The organism is Corynebacterium sp. H113 (assembly GCF_037572315.1).
Taxonomy (GTDB): Bacteria; Actinomycetota; Actinomycetes; order Mycobacteriales; family Mycobacteriaceae; genus Corynebacterium.
In genome coordinates this window covers 204,868-226,532 of sequence record NZ_JBBHKZ010000004.1, presented here as the reverse complement: position 1 = coordinate 226,532, position 21,665 = coordinate 204,868, and the positions used below count along the sequence as shown (strand labels likewise).

Annotated in this window: 21 protein-coding genes and 1 pseudogene; 2 read left to right on the top strand and 20 right to left on the bottom strand. The window is 57.0% G+C overall.

What is annotated here, in order from left to right; translation table 11 throughout:
• Positions 1 to 14: 14 nt before the first annotated feature.
• From WG938_RS09320 to dacB, 20 genes and pseudogenes are all read right to left on the bottom strand, one after another.
• Positions 15 to 1,580: a polyamine aminopropyltransferase gene (locus WG938_RS09320; protein WP_339979914.1), complete on the bottom strand. Its 1,566-nt coding sequence runs from the start codon at positions 1,578 to 1,580 to the stop codon at positions 15 to 17.
• Positions 1,577 to 1,999, bottom strand: a complete 423-nt coding sequence (locus tag WG938_RS09315; RefSeq protein WP_339979912.1) for a DUF350 domain-containing protein — start codon at positions 1,997 to 1,999, stop codon at positions 1,577 to 1,579. Before WG938_RS09315 ends, WG938_RS09320 begins: the two co-directional genes overlap by 4 nt.
• 109 nt (positions 2,000 to 2,108) lie before the next feature.
• Positions 2,109 to 2,531: a DUF4247 domain-containing protein gene (locus WG938_RS09310; protein WP_339979911.1), complete on the bottom strand. Its 423-nt coding sequence runs from the start codon at positions 2,529 to 2,531 to the stop codon at positions 2,109 to 2,111.
• The gene (locus WG938_RS09305) at positions 2,528 to 3,100 is read right to left on the bottom strand and encodes a DUF2617 family protein (protein ID WP_339979909.1); all 573 of its coding nucleotides are present in this window, start codon (positions 3,098 to 3,100) and stop codon (positions 2,528 to 2,530) included. The genes WG938_RS09310 and WG938_RS09305 overlap by 4 nt, the downstream gene beginning before the upstream one ends.
• Before the next feature lie 4 nt (positions 3,101 to 3,104).
• Entirely contained in the window at positions 3,105 to 3,743 is a 639-nt protein-coding gene (locus WG938_RS09300; protein WP_339979907.1) for a DUF4178 domain-containing protein, read from the bottom strand.
• A gap of 133 nt (positions 3,744 to 3,876) precedes the next feature.
• Positions 3,877 to 6,042, bottom strand: coding sequence for a PhoX family protein (locus WG938_RS09295; RefSeq protein WP_339979906.1), 2,166 nt, complete (start codon positions 6,040 to 6,042; stop codon positions 3,877 to 3,879).
• A 242-nt stretch (positions 6,043 to 6,284) separates the two neighbouring features.
• Positions 6,285 to 6,704, bottom strand: a complete 420-nt coding sequence (gene panD / locus WG938_RS09290) for an aspartate 1-decarboxylase (protein WP_339979905.1) — start codon at positions 6,702 to 6,704, stop codon at positions 6,285 to 6,287.
• A 235-nt stretch (positions 6,705 to 6,939) separates the two neighbouring features.
• Positions 6,940 to 7,824, bottom strand: a pseudogene (panC, locus tag WG938_RS09285) (pantoate--beta-alanine ligase); the annotation flags it as partial.
• A gap of 40 nt (positions 7,825 to 7,864) precedes the next feature.
• Positions 7,865 to 8,812, bottom strand: coding sequence for a Rossmann-like and DUF2520 domain-containing protein (locus tag WG938_RS09280; RefSeq protein ID WP_339979903.1), 948 nt, complete (start codon positions 8,810 to 8,812; stop codon positions 7,865 to 7,867).
• A gap of 130 nt (positions 8,813 to 8,942) precedes the next feature.
• Positions 8,943 to 10,304, bottom strand: coding sequence for a DUF6779 domain-containing protein (locus tag WG938_RS09275; protein WP_339979902.1), 1,362 nt, complete (start codon positions 10,302 to 10,304; stop codon positions 8,943 to 8,945).
• On the bottom strand, positions 10,301 to 10,810 hold the full coding sequence (locus tag WG938_RS09270) for a DUF3180 domain-containing protein (protein WP_339979901.1): 510 nt from the start codon (positions 10,808 to 10,810) through the stop codon (positions 10,301 to 10,303). Before WG938_RS09270 ends, WG938_RS09275 begins: the two co-directional genes overlap by 4 nt.
• The gene (gene folK, locus WG938_RS09265) at positions 10,807 to 11,310 is read right to left on the bottom strand and encodes a 2-amino-4-hydroxy-6-hydroxymethyldihydropteridine diphosphokinase (protein WP_339980048.1); all 504 of its coding nucleotides are present in this window, start codon (positions 11,308 to 11,310) and stop codon (positions 10,807 to 10,809) included. Before folK ends, WG938_RS09270 begins: the two co-directional genes overlap by 4 nt.
• The gene (gene folB, locus WG938_RS09260; protein ID WP_339979899.1) at positions 11,310 to 11,714 is read right to left on the bottom strand and encodes a dihydroneopterin aldolase; all 405 of its coding nucleotides are present in this window, start codon (positions 11,712 to 11,714) and stop codon (positions 11,310 to 11,312) included. The genes folK and folB overlap by 1 nt, the downstream gene beginning before the upstream one ends.
• Positions 11,707 to 12,660, bottom strand: a complete 954-nt coding sequence (folP, locus tag WG938_RS09255; protein WP_339979898.1) for a dihydropteroate synthase — start codon at positions 12,658 to 12,660, stop codon at positions 11,707 to 11,709. The genes folB and folP overlap by 8 nt, the downstream gene beginning before the upstream one ends.
• Before the next feature lie 13 nt (positions 12,661 to 12,673).
• A complete protein-coding gene (gene folE / locus WG938_RS09250) occupies positions 12,674 to 13,249 on the bottom strand; it encodes a GTP cyclohydrolase I FolE (protein WP_339979896.1) in 576 nt (191 codons plus the stop codon).
• Positions 13,250 to 15,814, bottom strand: a complete 2,565-nt coding sequence (gene ftsH / locus WG938_RS09245; RefSeq protein WP_339979895.1) for an ATP-dependent zinc metalloprotease FtsH — start codon at positions 15,812 to 15,814, stop codon at positions 13,250 to 13,252.
• Positions 15,815 to 15,854: 40 nt separating this feature from the next.
• Positions 15,855 to 16,439 carry a hypoxanthine phosphoribosyltransferase gene (gene hpt, locus WG938_RS09240; RefSeq protein ID WP_339979894.1) on the bottom strand — a complete coding sequence of 195 codons (585 nt, stop codon included), beginning with the start codon at positions 16,437 to 16,439 and terminating at the stop codon, positions 15,855 to 15,857.
• Between the two features lie 61 nt (positions 16,440 to 16,500).
• Positions 16,501 to 17,652, bottom strand: coding sequence for a tRNA lysidine(34) synthetase TilS (gene tilS, locus WG938_RS09235; protein WP_339979893.1), 1,152 nt, complete (start codon positions 17,650 to 17,652; stop codon positions 16,501 to 16,503).
• 18 nt (positions 17,653 to 17,670) lie between these two features.
• Positions 17,671 to 19,017: an amidase gene (locus WG938_RS09230; protein ID WP_339979892.1), complete on the bottom strand. Its 1,347-nt coding sequence runs from the start codon at positions 19,015 to 19,017 to the stop codon at positions 17,671 to 17,673.
• A 63-nt stretch (positions 19,018 to 19,080) separates the two neighbouring features.
• Positions 19,081 to 20,529 (bottom strand): D-alanyl-D-alanine carboxypeptidase/D-alanyl-D-alanine endopeptidase, encoded by a 1,449-nt coding sequence (gene dacB / locus WG938_RS09225; protein ID WP_339979891.1) that lies wholly within the window; start codon positions 20,527 to 20,529, stop codon positions 19,081 to 19,083.
• Positions 20,530 to 20,683: 154 nt separating this feature from the next.
• Between dacB and WG938_RS09220 the strand changes: the two genes are divergently transcribed.
• Together WG938_RS09220 and WG938_RS09215 are read left to right on the top strand one after the other, a co-directional pair.
• Positions 20,684 to 21,160, top strand: a complete 477-nt coding sequence (locus WG938_RS09220) for an inorganic diphosphatase (RefSeq protein WP_339979890.1) — start codon at positions 20,684 to 20,686, stop codon at positions 21,158 to 21,160.
• A gap of 25 nt (positions 21,161 to 21,185) precedes the next feature.
• Positions 21,186 to 21,482, top strand: a complete 297-nt coding sequence (locus tag WG938_RS09215; protein ID WP_339979889.1) for a rhodanese-like domain-containing protein — start codon at positions 21,186 to 21,188, stop codon at positions 21,480 to 21,482.
• The last annotated feature ends 183 nt before the right edge of the window (positions 21,483 to 21,665 follow it).

Below are 21,665 nucleotides of genomic sequence, written 5' to 3'. Positions count from 1 at the left end.
GGACTTGTCCTGAACTACTCTCCCGCTTGCCGCCACCCTCGCCGAATATCGTCCACGATTACGGGATGTTCCAGCGTCGATGGCTCCATTTCTCGGCGCGCAACATCACCACCAAACGCAGTCGCAGCCTCCGCTGTTTCAGCGTTGAAATACTTCAATTCCGGTGCGCCCTCAAATAGCTCCACCGTCGGTTGCTTTTCGACGGCTCCCACCCCAAAGCCCCAGTCCCCGAACGTGGGCACATGGACGTGATAAGGCGTTGTCTGCCATCCCGCTGATTCCATGGTGTTGATGGTCCGCCAATATGCATCTGGCGTGGAAAACGGCGATCCCGACTGCACCACGAGTCGCGCTTCTGGCGCTGCCACCCGACGAATCAGCCCGTAGAATTCCTCCGAATATAAACGTCCCAGAACTGCAGTATCTGGGTCTGGAAGATCCGCATAAATGGCATCGAACCCACCCTGCGGAATATCTGCGTCCGTGGCATCACGCAACCAGGCGAAAGCATCTGTCGTGATCACATCGACGCGGGGGTTATCCAAACTGCCGGCGTTGTCGTCGTGAAGTGTGGTTCGAGCAAGTTCAATGACGACGGGATCGAGTTCGATTTGCACGATCTTTTCAATATTCGGCATCCGCAACAGCTCACGCGCGGCCAGCCCATCACCGCCGCCCAGGATCAGTGCGGTACGAGTGTGTTCGGTGACCGCGGGATAGACGAGCGACTCGGTGTAGCGATATTCGTCGCGCGTGGAATACTGCAGGCCACCATCGAGGAAGAGTCGGCGATCTTTGCCAAGCTGCGTGACGACGATGTCCTGATACTCAGAATGCTCTGCATGGATAATGGGATGTGCGTACAACGCTTGTCGGGCTGTGGTTTCGATTCCTCGTGCACCGATGAGAAGCGCGATCAGTGCGAGAGCAGAGGCCACAAGTCCGGTCAGAGCGATGATGAGCGCACGCTTGCTCAGTAACGTGCGCAACACTAGAAGTGCAATGATCGTCGCCGCTGTGATGTTGATGAGCCCCGCGGCTGCCGTTGCCTTCAGCATGCCGAAGTTGGGCAGCAGAATGAACGGCCATGCTAATCCGCCAACGAGTGCGCCCAGGTAGTCAGCGGCATTCAGGTTAGCGATGACTTTGCCTGAGTCCTCCGCCGTGGCTCTTTTACCGTGTTGCAACAAGGTCAGCAACAAGGGCACTTCGGCACCGACGAGACCGCCAATCAACAAGGTTGCGACGACGAGCGCAGCCAACGAGTCTCCAGTGACAGCGAAAGCCAAGTACAAAGCTGTCGCGGAGAAACCACCAATGAGGCCGAGAGCAGTTTCGATTCCGAGAAACGACGTGGCAGCGCGGGCAACCAGTGGCTTTGCAGCAATAGCGCCAAGGCCGAGAGCTGCCACGTAACCGGCGACGATCAGCGAAGTTGCGACGACGTCGCCCCGCCCAAGAGAAGCAGACAGCGCCAGAAGTGCCAGTTCATACACCAAACCGCAGGCTGCACACGCAGCAACTGAGGCCAGCAGAAGTGCTCGCCACCAGGTGCTATTGACGGTAAAGCGTGCGATCACGACAGTGCGACGGCGTTAATCAGACCAATAACCACAAACGTGACACCAGCGAGTACTGCGCGAGGCTTCACCTTGGCGTCCATGACCACGTCACGGAACCGTCCAGGAATGGACACCTCTAAACCGACCAGAGCGAGCGCCTGGAATACGACGCCGAGGAGGCCATACAACAGCGTCTCGACGATACCGAGACGTAGATTATCGTCCGAGGAAAGAATCACTGACACGATAATCGCGGCCAAGGCAATCTGTTGGGCAGCAGCAAGAATGGCTGCACCACCACGGTTCTCAATAAACACGAGGTCGCGTAGTTTGCCCGGAGTCAGAAGATCTAACACAACAAAGCCGATGAAAAGCACGACAACGCCAGCGACGAAATAGGCGATTGACGAGATAATTCCGTTGTAAATTACGTCCATTACGCTTAGCTCCAAAGTGTCTGTTCGTTGTTGGCTGACTGAGAATCTAGAGAATGAATCGTCTGCACGGTGCGTACACAGCGCATTTCGGTCGGGCATCGGTGCGCGGTCACTTCGTACCTCCCGACGACCCTGCGCTGCCGCCTGAACCACCCGATGGTGACGACGGCGAGAAGCCCGGTCCGAGATAAACGAAGCCACCGCTGGAGTAGCGACCGGATTTCTTCTCCAACTCAATCCGACATGGCGGACCTGTCACGACGTACATCGAGTCGCCCTTACGCAAGTACGCATTTCCGCTGTCTTCCGCATAAGCATTCGGGTTCAGCTGATCCCGCAGCTTGCGACCAACTTCAATTGGGTCTTGGTCACCGCATGTCCAGGTACGCTCTGCATACGTCGAGCTCGACGATGTCTGTTGGTACTGCTTATCAATCTGGTCCACCGACGAAGTCCTGCCCAAAAATCCCACGATGATAATCAGAACGCCCACGAACATCAGGCCGAAGCCCCATCTATCACTGTTTCTCATCGCTTTTCCTCATCGTGGTCATGGTTCTGCACACAATTGCGCTGCCGGACGGGTGCAATCCACTCGGTTTCAGTCTCCACTACTTCCCCACCACCTGAACCATCCGGGTACAAGTGCCAGGTTCGCCAGCGGAATCCACTCTCCTCGGTCCAGCCGTGCACCGCTGTCAGCGCGTCAGCAGCACCCGGAAACTCAGCGATCAAACTTCCGTTGCTGCCCTCAAGTTCGCGCACCTGCTTTACGACGGCACCAAACCCATCGGAGCTTAACTGTCGCACCGAAATGTTGTTTCCAGGAACGCGTGCCTCGGCCAGGGGGACTCCATCGACGGCAGTGCACGATAGCTCTTCGACAAATTCCGGGCGGTCTCGTTCGCCGATGAAGGCGACGTGTGACGATCCCAAAATGCCCAAGGTCAAAGCCTGGCCAGCGCCCGTGGACGCTGATTCCACTGTTATCGATTCCAGCATTTCTGGCACCTCGCCATTCATGGCGAGGCTTAGCTGAGCAGCTGATACGTCGGCAAATGCGACGTCGAGAAGCACCGTTGCCTCTTTACGTTCAGACATCGACTTACTGCGGACCACCGGCAGGAGGGGTGCCGTTGTTCTTAGGTGCAGGGAAGATATTCAACTCACCCGGAAGGACGCGTTCACCGAGTGAAGCCTCCCACTGTCCGGAGCCGTTAGTCCACCGCTCCAAACCGAGTAGGCGACCATCGCGAGATTCGTAGTCGATGTACTCCATCGTTCCCTCGGGAGGCAGGCCAGTTGTTCCCGTAGCGGTATACTTCGCACGACCACGATCGTCCTCGTAGTACTCCACGCCATCAATAACGATCGGATTCACTGGATCAAATGCACCTGGCAGTCGACACCACCACGTCAATTCCACCGCACCTTCATCCTCTTCAACTCCGAACCAGGCGCCGTCACGGCCACCGTCGAGAAGGTGCTCCCACCAACGGAAAGGGCCTTCGGTGTAAGCAAGCGTGCCGCGAACCACGTGATCGGTACCCGCGCGACCAATAATTGCACCTGCACCTAGCGACGTAGGACCGTAGATGCGGTACTCATCTGTCATCAGTGGATCAACGAAATGATGCGCGTTACCTGCAGCGTCACGCTCCTTCTTCTCCTGCAACCGCGGAAGAACGACAAGCATAATGCCGGCGATAACGACCAAGACACCAATTACGACAACGAAAGCCATACGGAAAACTCTTCCATGAAAAATGAAAATTAACTAGTTGAAAAAGAAAACTCGTTGGCCACCTTTTGCAGGGGCCAACGAGTTCACATCACGTGCGTGACACTATGTGCCAGCGTGTCGTATCAGGAGTGAGCTAAACGCCGATCTTCTCGCCACCGCTGCGGACAACCTGCACCACAGATGGGCGAGGCTGAGCGTCGCCGCCATCTGGCCAGTTCGAGGAAGGATCCTTCGTGGTCGCTTCGTCCGACTCACCTGGGTGCTGGACATTGACCATCACGCGCTTGCCTTCGACGATTGGACCACAGGTTTCAGCGCCAGCTGGAACGGTGAGGAAGCACTTCACTTCACCGCGACGCTCGCCCTCAACAGCAACTGCGTACAGGCCGTCATTGGAATCCAGCGCATTGCCGTCCGTGGAGATCCACAGGTTGCCGTACTCGTCGAACGCCAGGTTGTCTGGGCACGAGATTGGCGAGACGCTCTCCTTGTCGAAGCCGCCAAAGTAGGAGTACGCCTCCTTCGGATCGCCACACACGAGCAGCAGGTTCCACTTGCCCTTGGTACCAGCGTGGTCGTCTTCCATTTCCAGAACAAGACCGTTCTTGTTCTCGGTCACTGGCGCAACCTCGGTTGGGCCCTCGTATGGGCGACCTGCTCCGTCAGTTTCCTTGTCAACCTTGTTGTCCTGGACCTTGCCGTCGCCGGCGCCAGCCTTGCCACGGTACTTGTTGTTGGTCAGCGCAGCGTAGACCTTGCCGGTCTTTGGCGATGCCTCGACATCCTCTGGGCGGTCCATGCGGGTTGCTTCGACCTTGTCCGCTGCCAGGCGGGTGTAGACACACACCTCAGCTGCGTCCATGCCGTCCACGTGCGACTCATGCTTACCGTCAGCCTTTGCGGTCATCAGAGGAATCCACTCGATGGTGCCGTCGAATGCACCGTCTTCTGGCAGTTCACCGGAACCGTCGATCTTGTCCTTCGGGGAGTTACCCTCGAACTTCGCGACGTACAGGGTGCCCTCAGAGAGAATGCCCATGTTGTGCTTCTTGTCGCCCTCCTTCATCTTGCGGGAGGAGACGAACTTGTAGATGTACTCGAAGCGCTCGTCATCGCCGGAGTAGCACACGACCGTGCCATCGTCGGTGATGTAGATCTGGCCCGCTTCGTGCTTGTAGCGACCAACTGCGGAGTGCTTCACAGGAACAGATGCTGGATCATCTGGGTCGATCTCGACGAGCCAGTAGAAGCGGTTTGGCTCGTTGACTTCCTTCGATACGTCGAAACGATCGTGGAACTTCTCCCAGCCACGGTCCGAGGTTTCATTCTTCAGCGAGTAGCGAGCAAGCTTCTTCTTCGCTTCCTCGTCCTTGAGCTTGTCGACGCCGCCGAAGTACTGGTCAACGTTTTCTTCACCGGACAAGAACGTGCCCCATGGGGTGACGCCACCGGAGCAGTTGTTGAAGGTGCCCTCGATCTTGGTGCCTTCTGGGTCAGCCGTGGTCTTCAGCAGGTCGTGGCCAGCAGCCGGGCCGTCGATGGTGAACTCGGTGAAACCGGTGATGCGACGGTTGTGCTTGTCCGACAGGATTGGCTTCAGGAAGCCCTTGTCGTCTTCCTCAACAGCTAGCACCGTGTGGCCGTGAGCAGCGATACCAATGTTGACCTGCTCTTCGGTGGTCTTTTCGACGTCCCAGTCGTGGAACATCATTGGCTCGGTGGTGTACTCATGCGAGCAGACGTACAGGAGCGTGCCGTCCTCGCCTTCCATGACACCAGCGAAGTCGTTGTTGAAACCGAACTGGACCTTCTGGTCCTCTGCGGTCTGCTTGTCGAAGTTGAACTCCGGGCCACCCTCGTGGATTGGGTCGCCCCAACGGATCATGATGTTCTGCTCGTAGCCATCTGGAATGACCACTGCATCATCGGTGTTTGGCTCGACCGGGGTGAAACGCATGCCCTCCAGTGCCTCACCCTCGGCCTTCTTCGCCTCGGTCTCGCCACCTGCAGCCTTCGTGGAGGATTCAGTTGCACCCGCGGTGTCGTCCTTCGAGCAAGCAGCCAGAAGCGAAGCGCCACCGAAAGCAACGGTTGCAGCACCAGTTACCTTCAGTGCAGAACGACGGCTGAATGTGCGGTTGTCCAGCGCCTGCTTGGCAACGTCGCCAAAGTAGGCGTGGTTCGAATGCTCATTCGGAGCATCGTCATTACATGCGTTACCGCATTTGTAGGTACAGGTCAGGGAGCTACGGGACGTTGCAAAAGGGTTCTTCAGCAAATTCTTGCCGTTAAGTGCCACGGGGTCACCTCTATGAGAGTAAGGATGTACCCGCGCTACTCATCAAAAGTCAGGCGAGCGCGGGCACGGGGGCTGTTTTATTCCTTAAAAACTTTAAAGAACATAAGTAACCCCGACCTTGCGGTCTCATGGCCGATGAGTGACCCCTGACTGATGACTCAGTAACCCCTCACTTAACAGCAGGTTAATATCGCTGAGTTGATGCGCTATTTCCGCCAATTAGCTTAACGACGAACTCGTAGTTAAGCGTTGTCTGTGGTGCGCGGATCCCACAGCCCGGAGCCTTCAGGAACCTCGGCTGGGTCTTCGCCTTCTTCAAGAATCTTGTTGTTCTCGTCGACGAAGATCACGTGTGGCTTGCGGGTACGAGCCTCTTCCTCATCCATCATGCCGTAGCCAATGATGATGACCAGGTCACCTGGGGAAATCAACCGTGCTGCAGCACCGTTGATAGAAATAATTCCGGAGCCACGCTCCCCTGTGATGCAGTAAGTGGTGAGGCGATTGCCGTTGTTGATATCGACGATATCGACGGCTTCGCCCTCCAACAGATCTGCAGCTTCCATCAAATCTGCATCAATGGTGCAAGAACCGACATAGTGCAGGTCGGCCTGCGTCACCGTTGCCCGGTGGATCTTGGACTTTAACATAGTGCGAAACATTGGCGAACCTCCCTGGTTAGTCGTTGTTGGTGGTGCCGAAGCCGGCATCACCGAGTTGTGTACGTGCAGCTTCATCAGCTTCACGCTTCGCGCGGACTTCGCGAACACGTTCTTGCAGAGCACGTAGCTCAGCCATTTCAGCGTCCGTCAGTGGCGCATCGTTCACGCCTGCTGCATGCAGTGCAGCTTGAGCAATTTCACGTTCTTCACGATCGCGCATGGATTCTTCATCGTCAATGCCGAGGATCACACCGACGTTGTCAATCAAGCGAGTAGTGCCCACACGAGCTGCCACCAGCAGACGAGCCTCCATTGGCTCATCCTTGCCTGCAGTGTCCATGTTGAGCTTGCCAAGAGAGCCGTCGCGAAGTTCCAGGTAGTCGACATCAACTTCTGGACGTTCCGCCAACACCAGCTTCGCCGTCTCAAGTACAGCGCGTGGGCCACGTGAGCCCATATGTGCGCCGGCGATGAGCGCAGCGGACAACGTCACTGCCAATTCGCGTTCATCGTTGCTGAGGTAGCGATTACGAGAGCTCATTGCCAGACCGTCCGCTTCACGAATAACCGGTACACCATGCAGCTGCACCGGCATGTTCAAATCCGTGACCATCTGCTGCATAAGCGCGAGCTGCTGGTAATCCTTTTCGCCGAACACAGCATCCGTGCAATTGGTGATGTTGAACAGCTTGTTCACCACCGTCAGCGCACCCGCGAAATGACCTGGGCGAGTCGCACCTTCCAGCTCGTTGGCAAGTGGTCCCGGAACAACCGTGGTGCGGAAACCATTCGGGTACATTTCCGATGCGTTCGGAGCAAAAACAAGCTCAGCTCCGACGGTCTTCAGCTTCTCGACGTCCGCGTCAAGGGTACGAGGGTACGCATCGAAATCTTCGCCCTCGCCAAACTGCAGCGGGTTGACGAAGATCGACACGACTACCACTGCACGTGGCAGCGACTTGGCGGCACGCACCAATTCCAGGTGCCCTTCATGCAATGCACCCATGGTTGGGACAAGCACAACCGGGCGCCCGGTCTTACGCAGCGCACGGGTTACCTGCGCAATGTCTGAGATCTTAGTGTGGACAGTCGTTTCGCCGGCAGTGTAACCGCTCACGATTCCTCCGAGAGGTTTTCCAAAAGAATGGGTCACATAGACCCTAGTCGGACAGGCGTTTCAGAACCTCAGTCGCCCCACGCAACTCGGCAATCCTACGAGCCATCGTGCGATACGGCGCAACTGCCCCAGGCAGTTCGGCACTGATTACTCCCAGATGCTTATCGACGGTCCCTACGTCGTCACGCACCACCGGACCCGTTAGGCCTCGGGATCCCCAGCGGAGCGTGTTCTGCAAGGATGCATTCAGCAAAGTCTCTAGCAAAGCTGCGGCTTGTTGTCTGTGAGTGTCGCTAGTGTAGTCGCCAGCACCGCCAGTCTCCAAAGCGGTCGCCAGGAGCTCTACCGCATCAGTCACAATTGCGCCCAGGTGATTCGACCCGTGCGCCATGGCTGCGTGATACAACGTCCGGTTCTTTTCCGGCACGACGACGACCCGGCCATGGATTTCCCCGATAAGAAGCTCAGCAACAGTCTTCGACAGCTCGTCGCCGACGGTCACTCCCCATGGGCAACCATTCAGGCGGTGGGCGTCGTCGGAAAGCCCCGCAAATGTCATTGCCGGATGAGCCGCAATGGTGAGTGCTCCTGTCAGCGCGATGGGATCCAGGACTGCCCTACCCAACGAACCCGCCGTGTGCAGAACGATTCGACCGGGTCCAACAACTGGTGCGATGTCAGCAACCACCTCAGGGATCGCAGGATCTGGTACCGCGATAATGATGAGTTCAGATGCTCTCGCGACTTCACGGGCTGACATTGCCTGAGCATTCGGTAGTCGAGCTGCGAGGCGTGCCTGCGAACCAGCCGATCGGGCAACAGCCGCCACCACGGTATGGCCAGCAAGTTCAAATGCCTCACCGAGAGCAGTACCAACGGCACCCGCAGAGATAACTCCGACGGTCAAACGCGGGGAACGCTGGGTAGCGGTGGGGGCTGGCGCGGACTCCGCAGGCGTGGACGGAGTTGATTCTTGTGGAGACGTGGTCACAATGTTTCATCTTCATGGAAGAGTCGCGCTCGGACAAGTAGCTATCTACAGACATGAAGAAAGTCCCCGGCACGTTACCGGGGACTTCATCAACGCATTCGCTTAGCGAAAGTAGGTAGTTTTAGCTGCTCTACTTTTCGTTTCCTTCACGCATTTGGGCGAGCAACTCTGCAACAGTCAGGCCACCCTGACGGTCTTCCGCACGACGACGGCCGTGACGCGAACGGGAAGCAACCTCCGGCGCGTCCTCATCGGTGGTGTCTGCATCGGCTGCGTCCGATGCATCGTCAGCGACGTCAGCACCTGCAGCATCTTCCGAGGTTGCATCGTCTTCTGCGATGTCGTCGATTTCATCTGCAGCAGCCTCGGTGCTGGCTGCCTCAGACTTCTCTGCCTCGGAGCTATCAAAAGCATCGTCGCTCATGGAAGCCTCGTCTGCAGCAGCATCATCCGCTGGCTTTGCCCAGTGCGAGTGCACATTCTGAGCAGGAACAGCCTCGTCTGGAACAACACCAAGGACCCGAGTTGCATCCTCTGCGTCACCAGCAGCACCGTTATCAACAACAGGTACCTCAACTGGCTCCTGTGCGGGCTCATCATCGTAGCCAGCGTCAATTCCGGTATCGACAGCCTCAGCATCGTAATCGGTGTCGTCGGCACTATCGATACCATCGGCCGACAGCGGACCACCATGGTTGGTGTGCGTGCCCACAACGCCACTTGCCGTCATCTCAGCACGATGAGTCAATGCGCGTGGTGCTGGGCGATCGTGCGCCAACGGATCCTTGAGCGGCGATGCCGACTGCGGACCATCCAACTCGCGGAGTCGCTCCGCGCGGGCACGGAGGGCCACTCGTTCGTCGTCAAAGCCGTCGCCCAAAAGCTCAGACAGCTGCTCGCGCAGTGCCACAATCTCGGCGCGCAGCTCCGAAATGGTGTTGTCGTTCTGAGTCTCCAGCGAATCGAGGTAATTCTGCTCCAGGATCAGTTCCTGCTCGCGGTGGGTAGCCAGTTCACGGTCGAGCTCCAGCTGGTGACGCTCTTCGATGTCCTTCATACGGGTGCGCTGTTCCTGCACCTGACGACGGTAACGAGTAACCAACACTGCGCCAATGACTGCGGCCCAGAGCGCTGCCAAGACGCCAATTTTCATCCACGCCGTCGAGGATGAGAACAACATAATCACGCTTGCCAGTACTGCGAGACCGATAAACACCAGCATCAAGATCATGGCGATCTTGTCTGGGGTGTCTTCGTCGTTGTCAGCAGAAGAAGTGTCACCGTTGGTGCCTTCTCCCACGGCGACCTCGCCTGCTGATGCGTGGTCTGGCATTGCGCCATTAGCTGCGTCAGCCTGTGCACCTGGCATATCTGCAGAGCCTGGCTGGCCCGTTATGCCGAGATCTTCTGGCTGCGCCGCCCATTCGTCGCGCGCAGGAGTATCGCCCGTCGGCGCTCCATACGCGTTCTGATTCTCATCCGGATGCGTCATGTCCCCCACCCTACCGATGGTGGCAGTGTTTCCCCTCCTGGCGGGGCGGTGTTTTCGTCATCTGGTGGAAGTTGACACTCCTTTTCCAACCAAATACCCGCGGCAGCAAGCAAAATCCCCGAAATTGCGCCCACCACGCACACAGGTGCGTCCTCAGATGCTGCTACGAGTTCACCCATTCGTGGCAGCGCCCACAGAGCAGCCCCCGCATACAATCCGGTCAAGACTGCACCAAGCCATGCCGATGCTGTGCCTACCACAAGCCAGCGAGCCAACACGATCGGTTGGACTTGGCTTCGGTCTTGTCCCACTTTGGACTCGTCCTTCAAAACGCCACGCACCCAGATCGCGGCGCTGGCGCACACGCCCGTGAGCAACCATGGGAACAACAGATCCCACCACGATCGCGGGCCAAGAGAGCCGAAGAATCTGTACATCACGAGGTACGCAGCCACCACGCATACCGCCGCGACTACACCTAGTGAAGTCAGCGATGTTGGTTTCATTGTTCATCACCGCCCGCATTTAACTTTCGCACCGCAGCAACCTCAGCTGGGTCTAGCTTTGCGACGAGATCCCGGACCGCAACACCGCGCAAAGTTGCCTTTTCGTCAGCGTCCAACCACGGCACGAGCACAAATGCGCGTTCATGGGCCCACGGGTGTGGGAGGGTCAGCGTCGGATCGTCGGAAAGTAATTCTTCACCGGAATCATCGACTACTTGGACGATGTCTACATCAAGAGTGCGTGGTCCCCAGCGCACCTCACGCACTCGACCAGCTTCATTTTCGAGAGCTTGACCGGCGCGGAGAAGCTCCATTGGGCTGCGATCAGTGCGAAGGATGATGGCGGCATTGAGGAAGTCACCTTGTTCAACGCCACCCCACGGTGGTGTGGCATAGACAGCCGAGGTGGCGACGATGTCATCCGAGAATGCGTCGACTACTGAGGCGAGCGCGGCTTGCGCATCGCCGAGGTTCGCTCCAATGGATAAAACAGCGCGAATCATGCGCGCCCCCGTCGTGATCGTCGAGCTGTTACGGCAGCGTCTGAGAAGGTCAACGGGATCGGTGCGTTTGGCTTATGAATGGTCACTTCAACCGCATGAATCAGCGGCGTTCGCTTCTGCTCCGATGCAGCGGCATCATCAGCAGCAAGCAAGGCTTCAGCGATCTCGGATGCCACGGTCTCGATTAGATCGCGTGGCTCACCAGTAATGATATCGTGCGCTGTCTGCGCTACAGCTCCGTAGTCGACGGTATGCGCGAGATCATCGGTTTCGGCAGCGAGTGTGAAGTCAGTCCAGATGGTGACATCGCAGATGAATTGCTGGCCGTCGCGCTTCTCATGGTCGAAAACGCCGTGGTAGCCAGTAGCTGCCAAGCCTTCCAATCGAATCCGATCAGCCATGCGTTGGCTCCTCGCCATCCGGTGCTGCTTGGTTGCCATCTTCCGGCTGTGCCTGCTGCATCGCTTGGTTGCCGCCACCTGTTGGATAATCGCCGTCGGCGGTAGCGCCTGACAACGCACGACCAGCGGTCCACGCTGCTGCCACATCGACCGCTGCCCGGCTCGGCGCTACATCGTGCACACGTACCGCCCACGCCCCCGCTGCTGCTGACAGTGCGGAAATGGCCGCCGTCGCATTGTCTGCCTCCTGTGGGGCAACTGCCTCCCCACCTCTGACCGTTGCCACAAAACGCTTCCGACTCGCCCCAACCAAAACTGGATACCCCAGTTCCACGAACTCAGGCAAGGCTTTTAACAATGCCCAATTGTCATCTGCATTCTTGGCGAAACCCAAACCCACATCGAGGATGATGTTTCGTTCGTCGATACCTGCGTCAACTGCGTCGTCGACAAGCGAGAGCAAGTGGTCGCGGACATCCACGACGATATCGTCGCTGACTTCAGCTCGACCTGATGCAGAACCAAAGCGGTCAGTCTTCCAATGCATGAGCGAAACAGGGATATCACCGGCTGCACACACTCGAAGCATGTCTGGGTCAGCTAGCCCACCCGAAACATCATTGATAAGCGCTGCACCCGCCTCAATCGATGCCTCTGCCACTGACGCGCGCATGGTGTCGACGCTGACGAGAATTCCAGCTGCCGCCAATTCCTTGACGACGGGCACCACCCGAGCAAGCTCCTGCTCCGCAGGTACGCGGATTGCTCCCGGACGGGTAGATTCGCCACCGATATCGATAATGTCGGCGCCAGCAGCAATGAGATCGTGAGCATGCGCCACCGCGGCATCAGGGTTAACCCAACGACCACCGTCGGAGAAACTATCTTCGGTGACGTTGACGATGCCCATGACTTTGCATCGATGATTGCTCGCTGGCTCAGCCATACTCTCGACCTGTCTACTTTCCGGTAATTAGTGACATTGCTTCAGCGCGGGATCGCGCGTCGCTCTTGAAGCCACCGCGCACAGCCGAGGTGACGGTCGTGGCACCTGGTTTACGGATTCCGCGCATCGCCATGCACAGGTGCTCACATTCGATCACCACAATCGCGGACTGTGGTTGTAGCTTATCGACGAGCGCATCAGCGACCTGCGACGTCAAACGCTCCTGTACCTGTGGACGCTTCGCATACAGGTCAACTAGGCGTGCCAACTTGGAGAGTCCAGTGACTCGCCCTTCATCGCCGGGAATGTACCCGATATGTGCCTTGCCGAAGAACGGCACGAGGTGATGCTCGCAGGTCGAGTAGATCGGAATGTCCTTGACCAGAACTAGTTCCTGGTGATCTTCAGCGAACGTCTTCGCGAGCACGTCTGTGGGATCAGTAAACAGGCCCGCGAAGATCTCTTGGTAAGCGCGGGCAACTCGAGCTGGAGTTTCAACCAAGCCTTCGCGGTCTGGGTCTTCACCGACAGCAATGAGCAACTCGCGCACTGCGGCTTCAGCGCGAGCTTGATCAAAATTGCTGTCCATTTAGTTCTCCTGCTCAGGATTTTCAGTTGGATTAGCCGATGGCTTCTCCGCTTGCTTGTTCTCAGGCTGTTCGTGATCTGGCAAACGGAAGCCTCGAGGCTGGAACGTCGTTGGCTGCTCGTCGTGAGACTGCCCACGTTGAGGAGCCTGTTGCGCAGGCGGGGTACCCCACGACTGTGCCGGGTAGTTTGCAGTACCTGGATGGCTAGAACCTTCTGGACGAGCGTGACGTCCACGGAAGCGTCGCTTTGGCGTTTCCTTCGGTTCTGGCTGACTGGTGTCGCCTGGCTGCGGCGCATAAGGGTGTTGCTGCTGAGGCTGCGGTTGTGGATCCCGCTGAGGCAGTGGAGCCCCTTGTGGCTGTGGCTGCTTCTGTCCACCTTGCGCTGGTGGCCAACCTGGAACAGTCCAACCCTGAGGGGGTGGAGTTCCACCGTAGACAGGCCCTTGACTGGTCTGTGACCCGCCAATTACGTTCTGCCCTGCTGAGTTACCTACAGGAACTGCATTGCCTGGTGTTTGCGTGCCTTCACCATTGGAATTGCCATTATTCGCGTCGCCGTTGTCTGCGCCTTCCTCCTGCTTTGGACGAACTGGCGCGAAAATGTTGACACGTCGCGGTGGCTCTTCGCCACGCTCGATAGCAAGCTCCACCGGAGTCTTCACAGGCTCGCGACCATCAGCAGGATGCGCTGGATCCTGGTCAAAGAAATTCAGGCGCGGACGAGTCTGCACATCAGTGAAAAGTGCCTCCAAGTCTGGGCGACGAAGAGTTTCCTTTTCCAGCAGTTTCTCAGCCAGCTTGTCTAAGACATCACGATTCTCGCGCAGAATTTCGTACGCCTCGTCGTGAGCCTTGCTAATCAAGCTACGAACCTGCTCATCGATAATCGACGCGACCTTCGGTGAGTAGTCGAGCATTCCCCCAGTGCTGCCACGTCCGGCAAAAGGATCTCCTTGCTCTTCGCCGTACTTCACCGGCCCCAGCTCTGGAGACATGCCGTACTCGGTCACCATTGCACGGGCGATCTTCGTTGCTTGTTCGATGTCGGCCGAAGCGCCGGTCGTCGGCAAGCCGAAAACCAATTCTTCAGCAGCACGGCCGCCCATAGCGAAGACCAAGCGAGCGAATAGCTCTGGCAAGTTGTACATGCCCTTGTCGTCTTCTGGGACAGTCATTGCGTGACCACCGGTGCGACCACGCGCCAAGATGGTGACCTTGTACACGCGCTCGATATCCTTCAATGCCCACGCCGCGAGTGTGTGTCCACCCTCGTGGTAGGCAGTGACCTTCTTCTCCTGTTCAGAGATGACCTTGGAGGTACGACGAGGACCGCCGATTACGCGGTCAACGGCTTCTTCAAGTGCGTCCGCGGTGATGATGTCGCCATTCACGCGGGCAGTCAGCAGCGCAGCTTCGTTCAAGACGTTTGCCAAATCAGCGCCGGACATACCTGCCGTGCGCTTCGCCAGCGACGACAAGTCAGCGTCTGGACCAAGTGGCTTATTTTTCGCGTGCACCTTCAAGATGGCCTCGCGACCCTTCATATCTGGTGCGCCTACTGGAATCTGGCGGTCAAAACGACCTGGACGCAACAGCGCCGGATCCAGAATGTCGGGACGGTTTGTCGCGGCCATGATGATGACGCCCTGTCGATCACCGAAGCCATCCATCTCGACGAGCAGCTGATTCAGCGTCTGTTCACGTTCATCATGACCGCCGCCCATGCCGGCACCACGCTGGCGACCAACCGCATCGATTTCATCAATAAAGATGATGCAGGGGCTGTTTTCCTTAGCCTGATTGAACAGGTCACGAACACGCGACGCACCAACACCAACAAACATTTCGACGAAGTCCGAGCCGGAAATGGTGTAGAACGGCACGCCTGCCTCACCCGCGACAGCACGCGCAAGAAGCGTCTTACCGGTACCAGGAGGGCCGTACAAAAGTACGCCACGCGGAATCTTCGCGCCCAACTGTTCATAGCGGGCTGGGTGCTGCAGGAAATCACGAATCTCGTCGAGCTCCTGAACAGCTTCATCTGCACCCGCGACATCGTCGAAAGTGTTCGTCGGAGCTTCCTTGTTCAGCAGCTTCGCCTTGGAACCACCAAAGCCGAACATGCCACCCTTGCCACCTTGCATGCGGCTAAACAGCCACATGATGAGGAAGAAGAAAATGACCATCGGTAACAAGAACCCAAGAGTCGACATCAGGAAAGATTCCTGCGTGACCTTCGTGGTGTACTTGTCCACACCCTTCGCAACAGTGACTTGGTCAAAAACTTGATCAGCTGCACGAGCCGGGTACTGGGCCATCACCTTGGTGACGTCCTTCTTCCCCTCGTACTCAATGCCCTTCTTCAGTTCGAGACGCAGGCGCTGTTCACGGTCATCGATCTGCGCTTCCTTGACGTTTTCCTTGTCAAGCTGCGTCAGAGCTACCGATGTTTCGACTTCGCGGTACGTCCGCGAGTCGTCGGTAAGCGTGGTTACCGCGAAGAGAATGAGAAGGATGACACCGGTAATACCGGCGATCCGGAACACCTTATTCTTGTCCATTGGTGGGTTAATCGCTGTCGCTTTCTAGGGGGTGTGAACGCTACTTCTGGTACACGCGAGGATGCAGGGTGCCAACGTATGGCAAGTCGCGGTAGCGCTCGGCGTAGTCGAGCCCGTAACCAATCACGAACTCGTTTGGAATATCGAAACCGATATCTGCAATATCAATCTTCGCCCGCAGTGCATCTGGCTTACGCAGCAACGTCACAACTTCGAGGGTGCGTGGGTTGCGGTTACGCAGGTTCTTCAACAGCCACGATAGGGTCAGACCGGAGTCAATGATGTCTTCGAGAATGACAACGTCCCGACCTTCAATGTCACGGTCGAGGTCCTTCAAAATACGAACGACACCGGACGACGACGTCGAATTGCCGTAGCTGGACACCGCCATGAACTCCATCTGCGTTGGCAGCTTCAGCTCACGTGCGAAGTCCGTCATGAAAAAGACGGCACCTTTCAGCACACCAATAAGGATCAGATCCTGGTCGATGTCCTTGTACTGTTCGTTGACGCGAGCAGCCATTTCCGCGATACGCGAATGAAGCTCGTCCTCACCAATGAGGATGGCTTCTACATCGTCCCCATATGGGTTATCGGGAACGTTGAAGTCCTTTACGTCATGCATAGGGTTGTCCTTTCCGACGGAGCAGTCGGTCGAAGCATAGCTAGAGCAACGGATTATCCAGTTAAATCCACAACACTGCCAGGGTGCCACCTTTTCTCGCCACGACCAACCTGGGGTTTTTCCGGTACTGAAGCTCCGTTGCCGAAGTCCCCACCGAAACCGCATCAGAAGAAGACGAAAAATGTGACCGCTGAGGCACTGCCACTGGTCCCTGCCCATGATAATTGGTTGCCATCGCGTCGATGTCACAAAGCTGCGACTGACCCAACTCTCCTACGTCAGGATGCTCGCGTATCCACTGCTGATACATCCGCAATCGCACCGCTCGTGGCTGCTTTACGACGGCGCCCACCACCAACTCACTTCCCTGTCCCTCAGAATCCGTGGCAGGGGTGGTTGCATCGGGCAGAGCCCGGCGCGCAAAGTCGTCAAGAGCAGCATTGTCGTCACGAACTGTGTCCGCTGTATGCGCGAGATTTTCTGCTACTCCCGGCCCCAAGAGCTCTTCGTACACAGGCAATAGTGAGTGCCGGACTCGTACTCGAGCGTAGGAATCATCGTGATTGTGCGGGTCGTGCCACGGCACCACCCCTAGTTCCGCACAGGTGGCCAGAGTCTGGGTACGTCGTAAAGCAAGCAGGGGACGGTGGACGGTGACTCCGTTTTCCCACCTCATGATGGGCCGGATGCCACTGAGAGCTGCAGGACCCCCGCCTCGTGCAAGGCGCAGCAACATGGTCTCGGCCTGGTCGTCGAGAGTATGCGCCAACAGAAGTGGCCGGCGGAGGTTGGTGGCCACTGCGTGCAACGCTTCGTGGCGGGCAATGCGTGCGGCAGCCTCAGGCCCCGCTCCATCCTCGGCAACAGCGACTCGGACAATGCGCGTCGACGCACCCCACAATTGGGCTTGCTCAGCGGCAGTGTGGGCAACACCAGCTGAACCGGACTGCAGCCCGTGATCGATGATGACGGCGTGCACAGGGGCGTACTGGGAATTATCTGTATCGTCAGCGCTCCGCAACTCAGCACAACAGGCAGCCACTAGGGCTAACGAATCAGCTCCACCGGACAGACCAACGACGATGCCCCCATGCTCCGTGTACGCCTGCTGCACGGTAGACGCCACAGCATGACGCACCTGTGTAAAAGCCGGCGAACGACGAGGCCAAAACGGCTTCGACCGCTCCCACCCAGCCCGAGGATCAGTACTCACACTGTTAGAGATTACTGATCACGGAAGCTGGCGAGGAATGGTGCTGCCCTGAGCAATCTGCTTCATCGCGGCCAGCACCACATGTTCCTGGTTCTGACGGCCAATCACCTGAACAGGCAAACCTGTTATCGGCTCGACGACGATACCTGCAGGCATCTCCAGGTAATTCCACGTCGAAACAAACGGGCTAAAACGCATGTTAGATGCCATGTTCGCAAGCCACGGACGCTTGTGCCACGAACCAGCCTTGGGTGGTTCAGCAGCAAACGCTGGAGTGATAATGACGCCGTCGGCCGGCAAAAATTCTTCAACTTTGGCTCGCGCCCGAGCGACCTGCTTTTCTGAAATCGACCGGCGCAGCACATTGCCGAGGCCTGCATGAACTCGGTTACGCCACTCCACCTTTTCCTTTGGCATTCCCTGCTTCAGTTCTTCTTCCAACGAATCAGCAACGCCTGCAGTCCACCGGGCCAACATCGGCACTGGATTCAATGGATACGGAACCTTTGCATCCTTACCGGAATGGACGGTCACGCCCGCATCGGCAAATATCTTCGCAGCTGTTTCTGCTGCATATTTCCAGCGCTTGTCTACCGGAATCCCAGTCACTGGTGACGCCGTGTCGACGAACACTTCACGTGTCGCTGGCGCATCGTGGCCGACGGCGTCGATCTTGTCATCCGTCAATGTCTTCGTGATGAGAATGAGGTCATCGACATCCAGCGTCAGCACACCTTGAACTGCCATGCCGAACCAGTTATTCCCACCAACGTTGCCCGCAATAACTCCTGGAGTGGTCTTGAGAGTGGACAAATTACACGCAGCCGCCGGGATGCGAAGCGAACCCATACCATCATTTCCCTGCGCAAACGGCACCATACCGGCAGCTACGGCAGCCGAGGAACCACCCGACGAGCCTCCTGGAGTGCGTCCTGGACGAACAGGATTCCGCACAATATGTCCTGGTTCGTCTGTCACTCCCCACGTGCAGAACTGCGGGTTGATCGTCGACCCCACAGCGATAGCCCCCGCAGCTTCCAATTTCTGCACGATCGAATTCGACCGCGGGGTGTTTTCCTTCACCGCGAACGGCACACCAGCAAGAGGCAACTCAGACAAATTGTCGCGGTTAGCTAAAGCCTCTGCGGTAGCGAGCGCATCGTCTGCCCACACTTCTCGGAACGCGCCAATCTCACCGTCTTTATCAGCAATCGCGGCCAGCGATTCCTGCACAGTATCAACCGGAGATTTTTCTCCTGCGTGCACTGAAGCAGCAATGGCACGTACGGTCGGATACTTTTTCAATTCGTCTGCAGTAAAGACTGTCTGGGACAATTCAGTAGAAACTTCGCGGTTGCCGGTCATATCTAAACCATGACACGATCCGACCCTATTCATGGGCGATTTCCGAAAGTGATATGTGAAGCACTACTTGATCTGCTTGAGCTTGCCGACGATCTCGTCTGCAGCAGCTCGCGCCTCCAGTAGCTGTGCTTCATTCGAAAGCATGACGAAGGTCAGCACTTCCCCACCATCGGTGACGACATATCCCGCCAGTGCAGAGACTCCGTCGAGAGTGCCCGTCTTTGCACGAGCGAAACCAGCGCCTGGGTTGCCATTGCCGTAGCGGTCTTCCAGCGTTCCAGACACCGCAGCTACCGGAAGGGAATCGAGCAGTGGCCGCAGTTTCACTGTGTCCAGCCCGCCTGGTAACTGCGAGAGATCGATTGCTTCGCCATCTTCATTCGTTGGCAATGGCCGTGCAGCAGCATTCAACACGGCCACCAGCTGACGAGGAGTGAGCTGGTTATCCGTGCTCAAACCACTGGAATCGCTAATGACGGCAGCACCTGGACCGGCAGGCTGATCAGCCTTCGTTCCGCCGTCGCTGTTTTCGACACCGAGGTTATGCTCTGCAAGGGTGTCTCGCACTGCCTTCGCACTGCCAGCAAATGTTGGTGGCAAACCACGTGCGATAGCCAGCTCTCGCGCCAGCGACTCTGCCAACACGTTGTCGGAGTGCACCATCATTTGTCGCACTCGCGTTTCAAGCGGTGCCGACGTCACTTCGGCAACCACTGTCGGCTCGCCTGCAGGCTTGTCCTTCATAACCTCCGCAGTCGACGCACCAATCAGCTTGGCCAATGTCTGGCCTGCAACTTCGGCAGGCTTATCCGTCCTCTGCGAATTATTGTCCGTCGGATCTTTCCGACCTGCATCGATCTGAATCGACTCGATTGGCGACACATAACCGTCGCTAAGCCCGGCTTTATCCCACTTCTCATGGAAGGTTTCTCCGAACAAGGACGTATCGACGATCACCTTTGCTGGGGTACTTCCCTGTGCCTTCTTAACTTTCTCTGCAAGATCTGTGAGTGATGCGGCATCGTCATAGAAACCAGCACCCGACTCGCTCAAAGTGGGGTCGCCGGCACCTACCAAATACAAGTCTGCGGAGTCGCCGTAGCGAACGACTTTGGTGGTCAGCTTTTTGTTGTGGTCAAGGTGCAACAATACTGCGGCTGCCGTCAGAATCTTCATCGAGGAGGCCGGGGTCGCAAGCTCTCGCGACTTCGACTCCCACAGCTCGCCACCGGTAGCACCATTAAAAACGGCAGCATGCAATGTGCCTAGCGCCTTATTCTTCCCAGCTTCATCCATGATGGGGGCGACGAGCGGCCGCAAAGCGTCGTCACGAAGCATAGGCTCCTCCCCCGGAGTGCCAACTGGAGCGAGCGGAGCAGCCGCAGGAGCGACCACAGGAGCTGGCTCTACAGTCAACGTGCGCGAGTTGTACACGAAGGCAAAAGCAATGACCACACCAACAACTACGCAAAACGCAATTGCTGAAGCAATCCAAGCAGCAGTACGACTCACAGGGGAATCCCTTTCCAAAAAGAACGCGCCATCCACGATTAAGATTAAGTCAGTCTACGATGGGCTACATGTCGTTGGGGCTACTGTAGAGCGGTTTGCCCAACCCCTTCGCACTACTGACAGTTTGATACGAACTATTTAAGGAGCCACAGCCGTGAGCATTGAGGTCACCATTGAGATTCCAAAGGGACAGCGCAACAAGTACGAAGTAGACCACGAAACTGGCAAGGTCTACCTCGACCGCTACCTCTTTACCCCGATGGCATACCCAGCAGACTATGGCTTCATCGATGAAACTCTGGGCGAAGATGGCGACCCATTGGATGCTCTCGTAGTTCTGCCAGAGCCAGTGTTCCCAGGTGTCATCGTCAAGGCTCGCCCAGTTGGCGTATTCAAGATGACTGACGAGGCTGGTGGCGACGACAAGTTGCTGTGCGTACTCGATGATGTTCGCTTTGACCAGTACCAGGACATCGAGGACATTTCTCAGTTCACGCGCGACGAGATCGAGCACTTCTTCGTTCACTACAAGGATCTGGAGCCAGGCAAGGAAGTTTCCGGCTCGGGCTGGGGCAACAAGGCTGAGGCAGAAAAGATTCTGGCTGAGGCTATCGAACGCCACAAGAACTAAGTAAGCGGAAGTACAATCTTCGCTCATGGAATACGTGAATCCAAAGGATGTCCCTGAAGACGCACAGCTGATCGACCTTCGATCCCAGATGGAGTGGGATGATGGTCATGCAACCATTGCCACACACATGCCAATGGAAGAGATTCCGTCCCGGTACGTTGAACTTGATTTGGATCAGGATATTTATCTGATCTGCCGTTCGGCCGGACGCTCTGTTCAGGTTGCCAGCTGGCTGGAACGCAATGGCATTGATTCCATTGTTGTTCGTGGCGGAATGATTGACTGGGAGTTCGATGCTCTTCCAATGACCAAGGGCGAATAGCTTTTCTTCCACAGTGTGGCTCTGTTCTTGACCTACTAACGGGAAAGAGCACTGCATGGCCGGGGTGTATACCCCGGCTTTTGTCGTATCTGCCTCTCCGATTCCCCTCCGATGCGCTCCACCCAACCCTCATTGTGACCAATATTTCTTGCAGAATTCCTGGAAACAACGATGGATAGTTGG

Coding starts and splice junctions, on each gene's coding strand:
- WG938_RS09215 (WP_339979889.1), top strand. CDS start 21,186: ATGGAATACGTGAATCCAAAGGATGTCCCTGAAGACGCACAGCTGATC.
- folE (WP_339979896.1), bottom strand. CDS start 13,249: ATGGACAGCAATTTTGATCAAGCTCGCGCTGAAGCCGCAGTGCGCGAG.
- hpt (WP_339979894.1), bottom strand. CDS start 16,439: ATGCATGACGTAAAGGACTTCAACGTTCCCGATAACCCATATGGGGAC.
- folB (WP_339979899.1), bottom strand. CDS start 11,714: ATGGCTGATCGGATTCGATTGGAAGGCTTGGCAGCTACTGGCTACCAC.
- WG938_RS09275 (WP_339979902.1), bottom strand. CDS start 10,304: ATGACGCATCCGGATGAGAATCAGAACGCGTATGGAGCGCCGACGGGC.
- WG938_RS09300 (WP_339979907.1), bottom strand. CDS start 3,743: ATGGCTTTCGTTGTCGTAATTGGTGTCTTGGTCGTTATCGCCGGCATT.
- panD (WP_339979905.1), bottom strand. CDS start 6,704: ATGTTTCGCACTATGTTAAAGTCCAAGATCCACCGGGCAACGGTGACG.
- WG938_RS09230 (WP_339979892.1), bottom strand. CDS start 19,017: ATGACCGGCAACCGCGAAGTTTCTACTGAATTGTCCCAGACAGTCTTT.
- WG938_RS09310 (WP_339979911.1), bottom strand. CDS start 2,531: ATGAGAAACAGTGATAGATGGGGCTTCGGCCTGATGTTCGTGGGCGTT.
- WG938_RS09305 (WP_339979909.1), bottom strand. CDS start 3,100: ATGTCTGAACGTAAAGAGGCAACGGTGCTTCTCGACGTCGCATTTGCC.
- WG938_RS09315 (WP_339979912.1), bottom strand. CDS start 1,999: ATGGACGTAATTTACAACGGAATTATCTCGTCAATCGCCTATTTCGTC.
- folP (WP_339979898.1), bottom strand. CDS start 12,660: ATGGCTGAGCCAGCGAGCAATCATCGATGCAAAGTCATGGGCATCGTC.
- ftsH (WP_339979895.1), bottom strand. CDS start 15,814: ATGGACAAGAATAAGGTGTTCCGGATCGCCGGTATTACCGGTGTCATC.
- WG938_RS09270 (WP_339979901.1), bottom strand. CDS start 10,810: ATGAAACCAACATCGCTGACTTCACTAGGTGTAGTCGCGGCGGTATGC.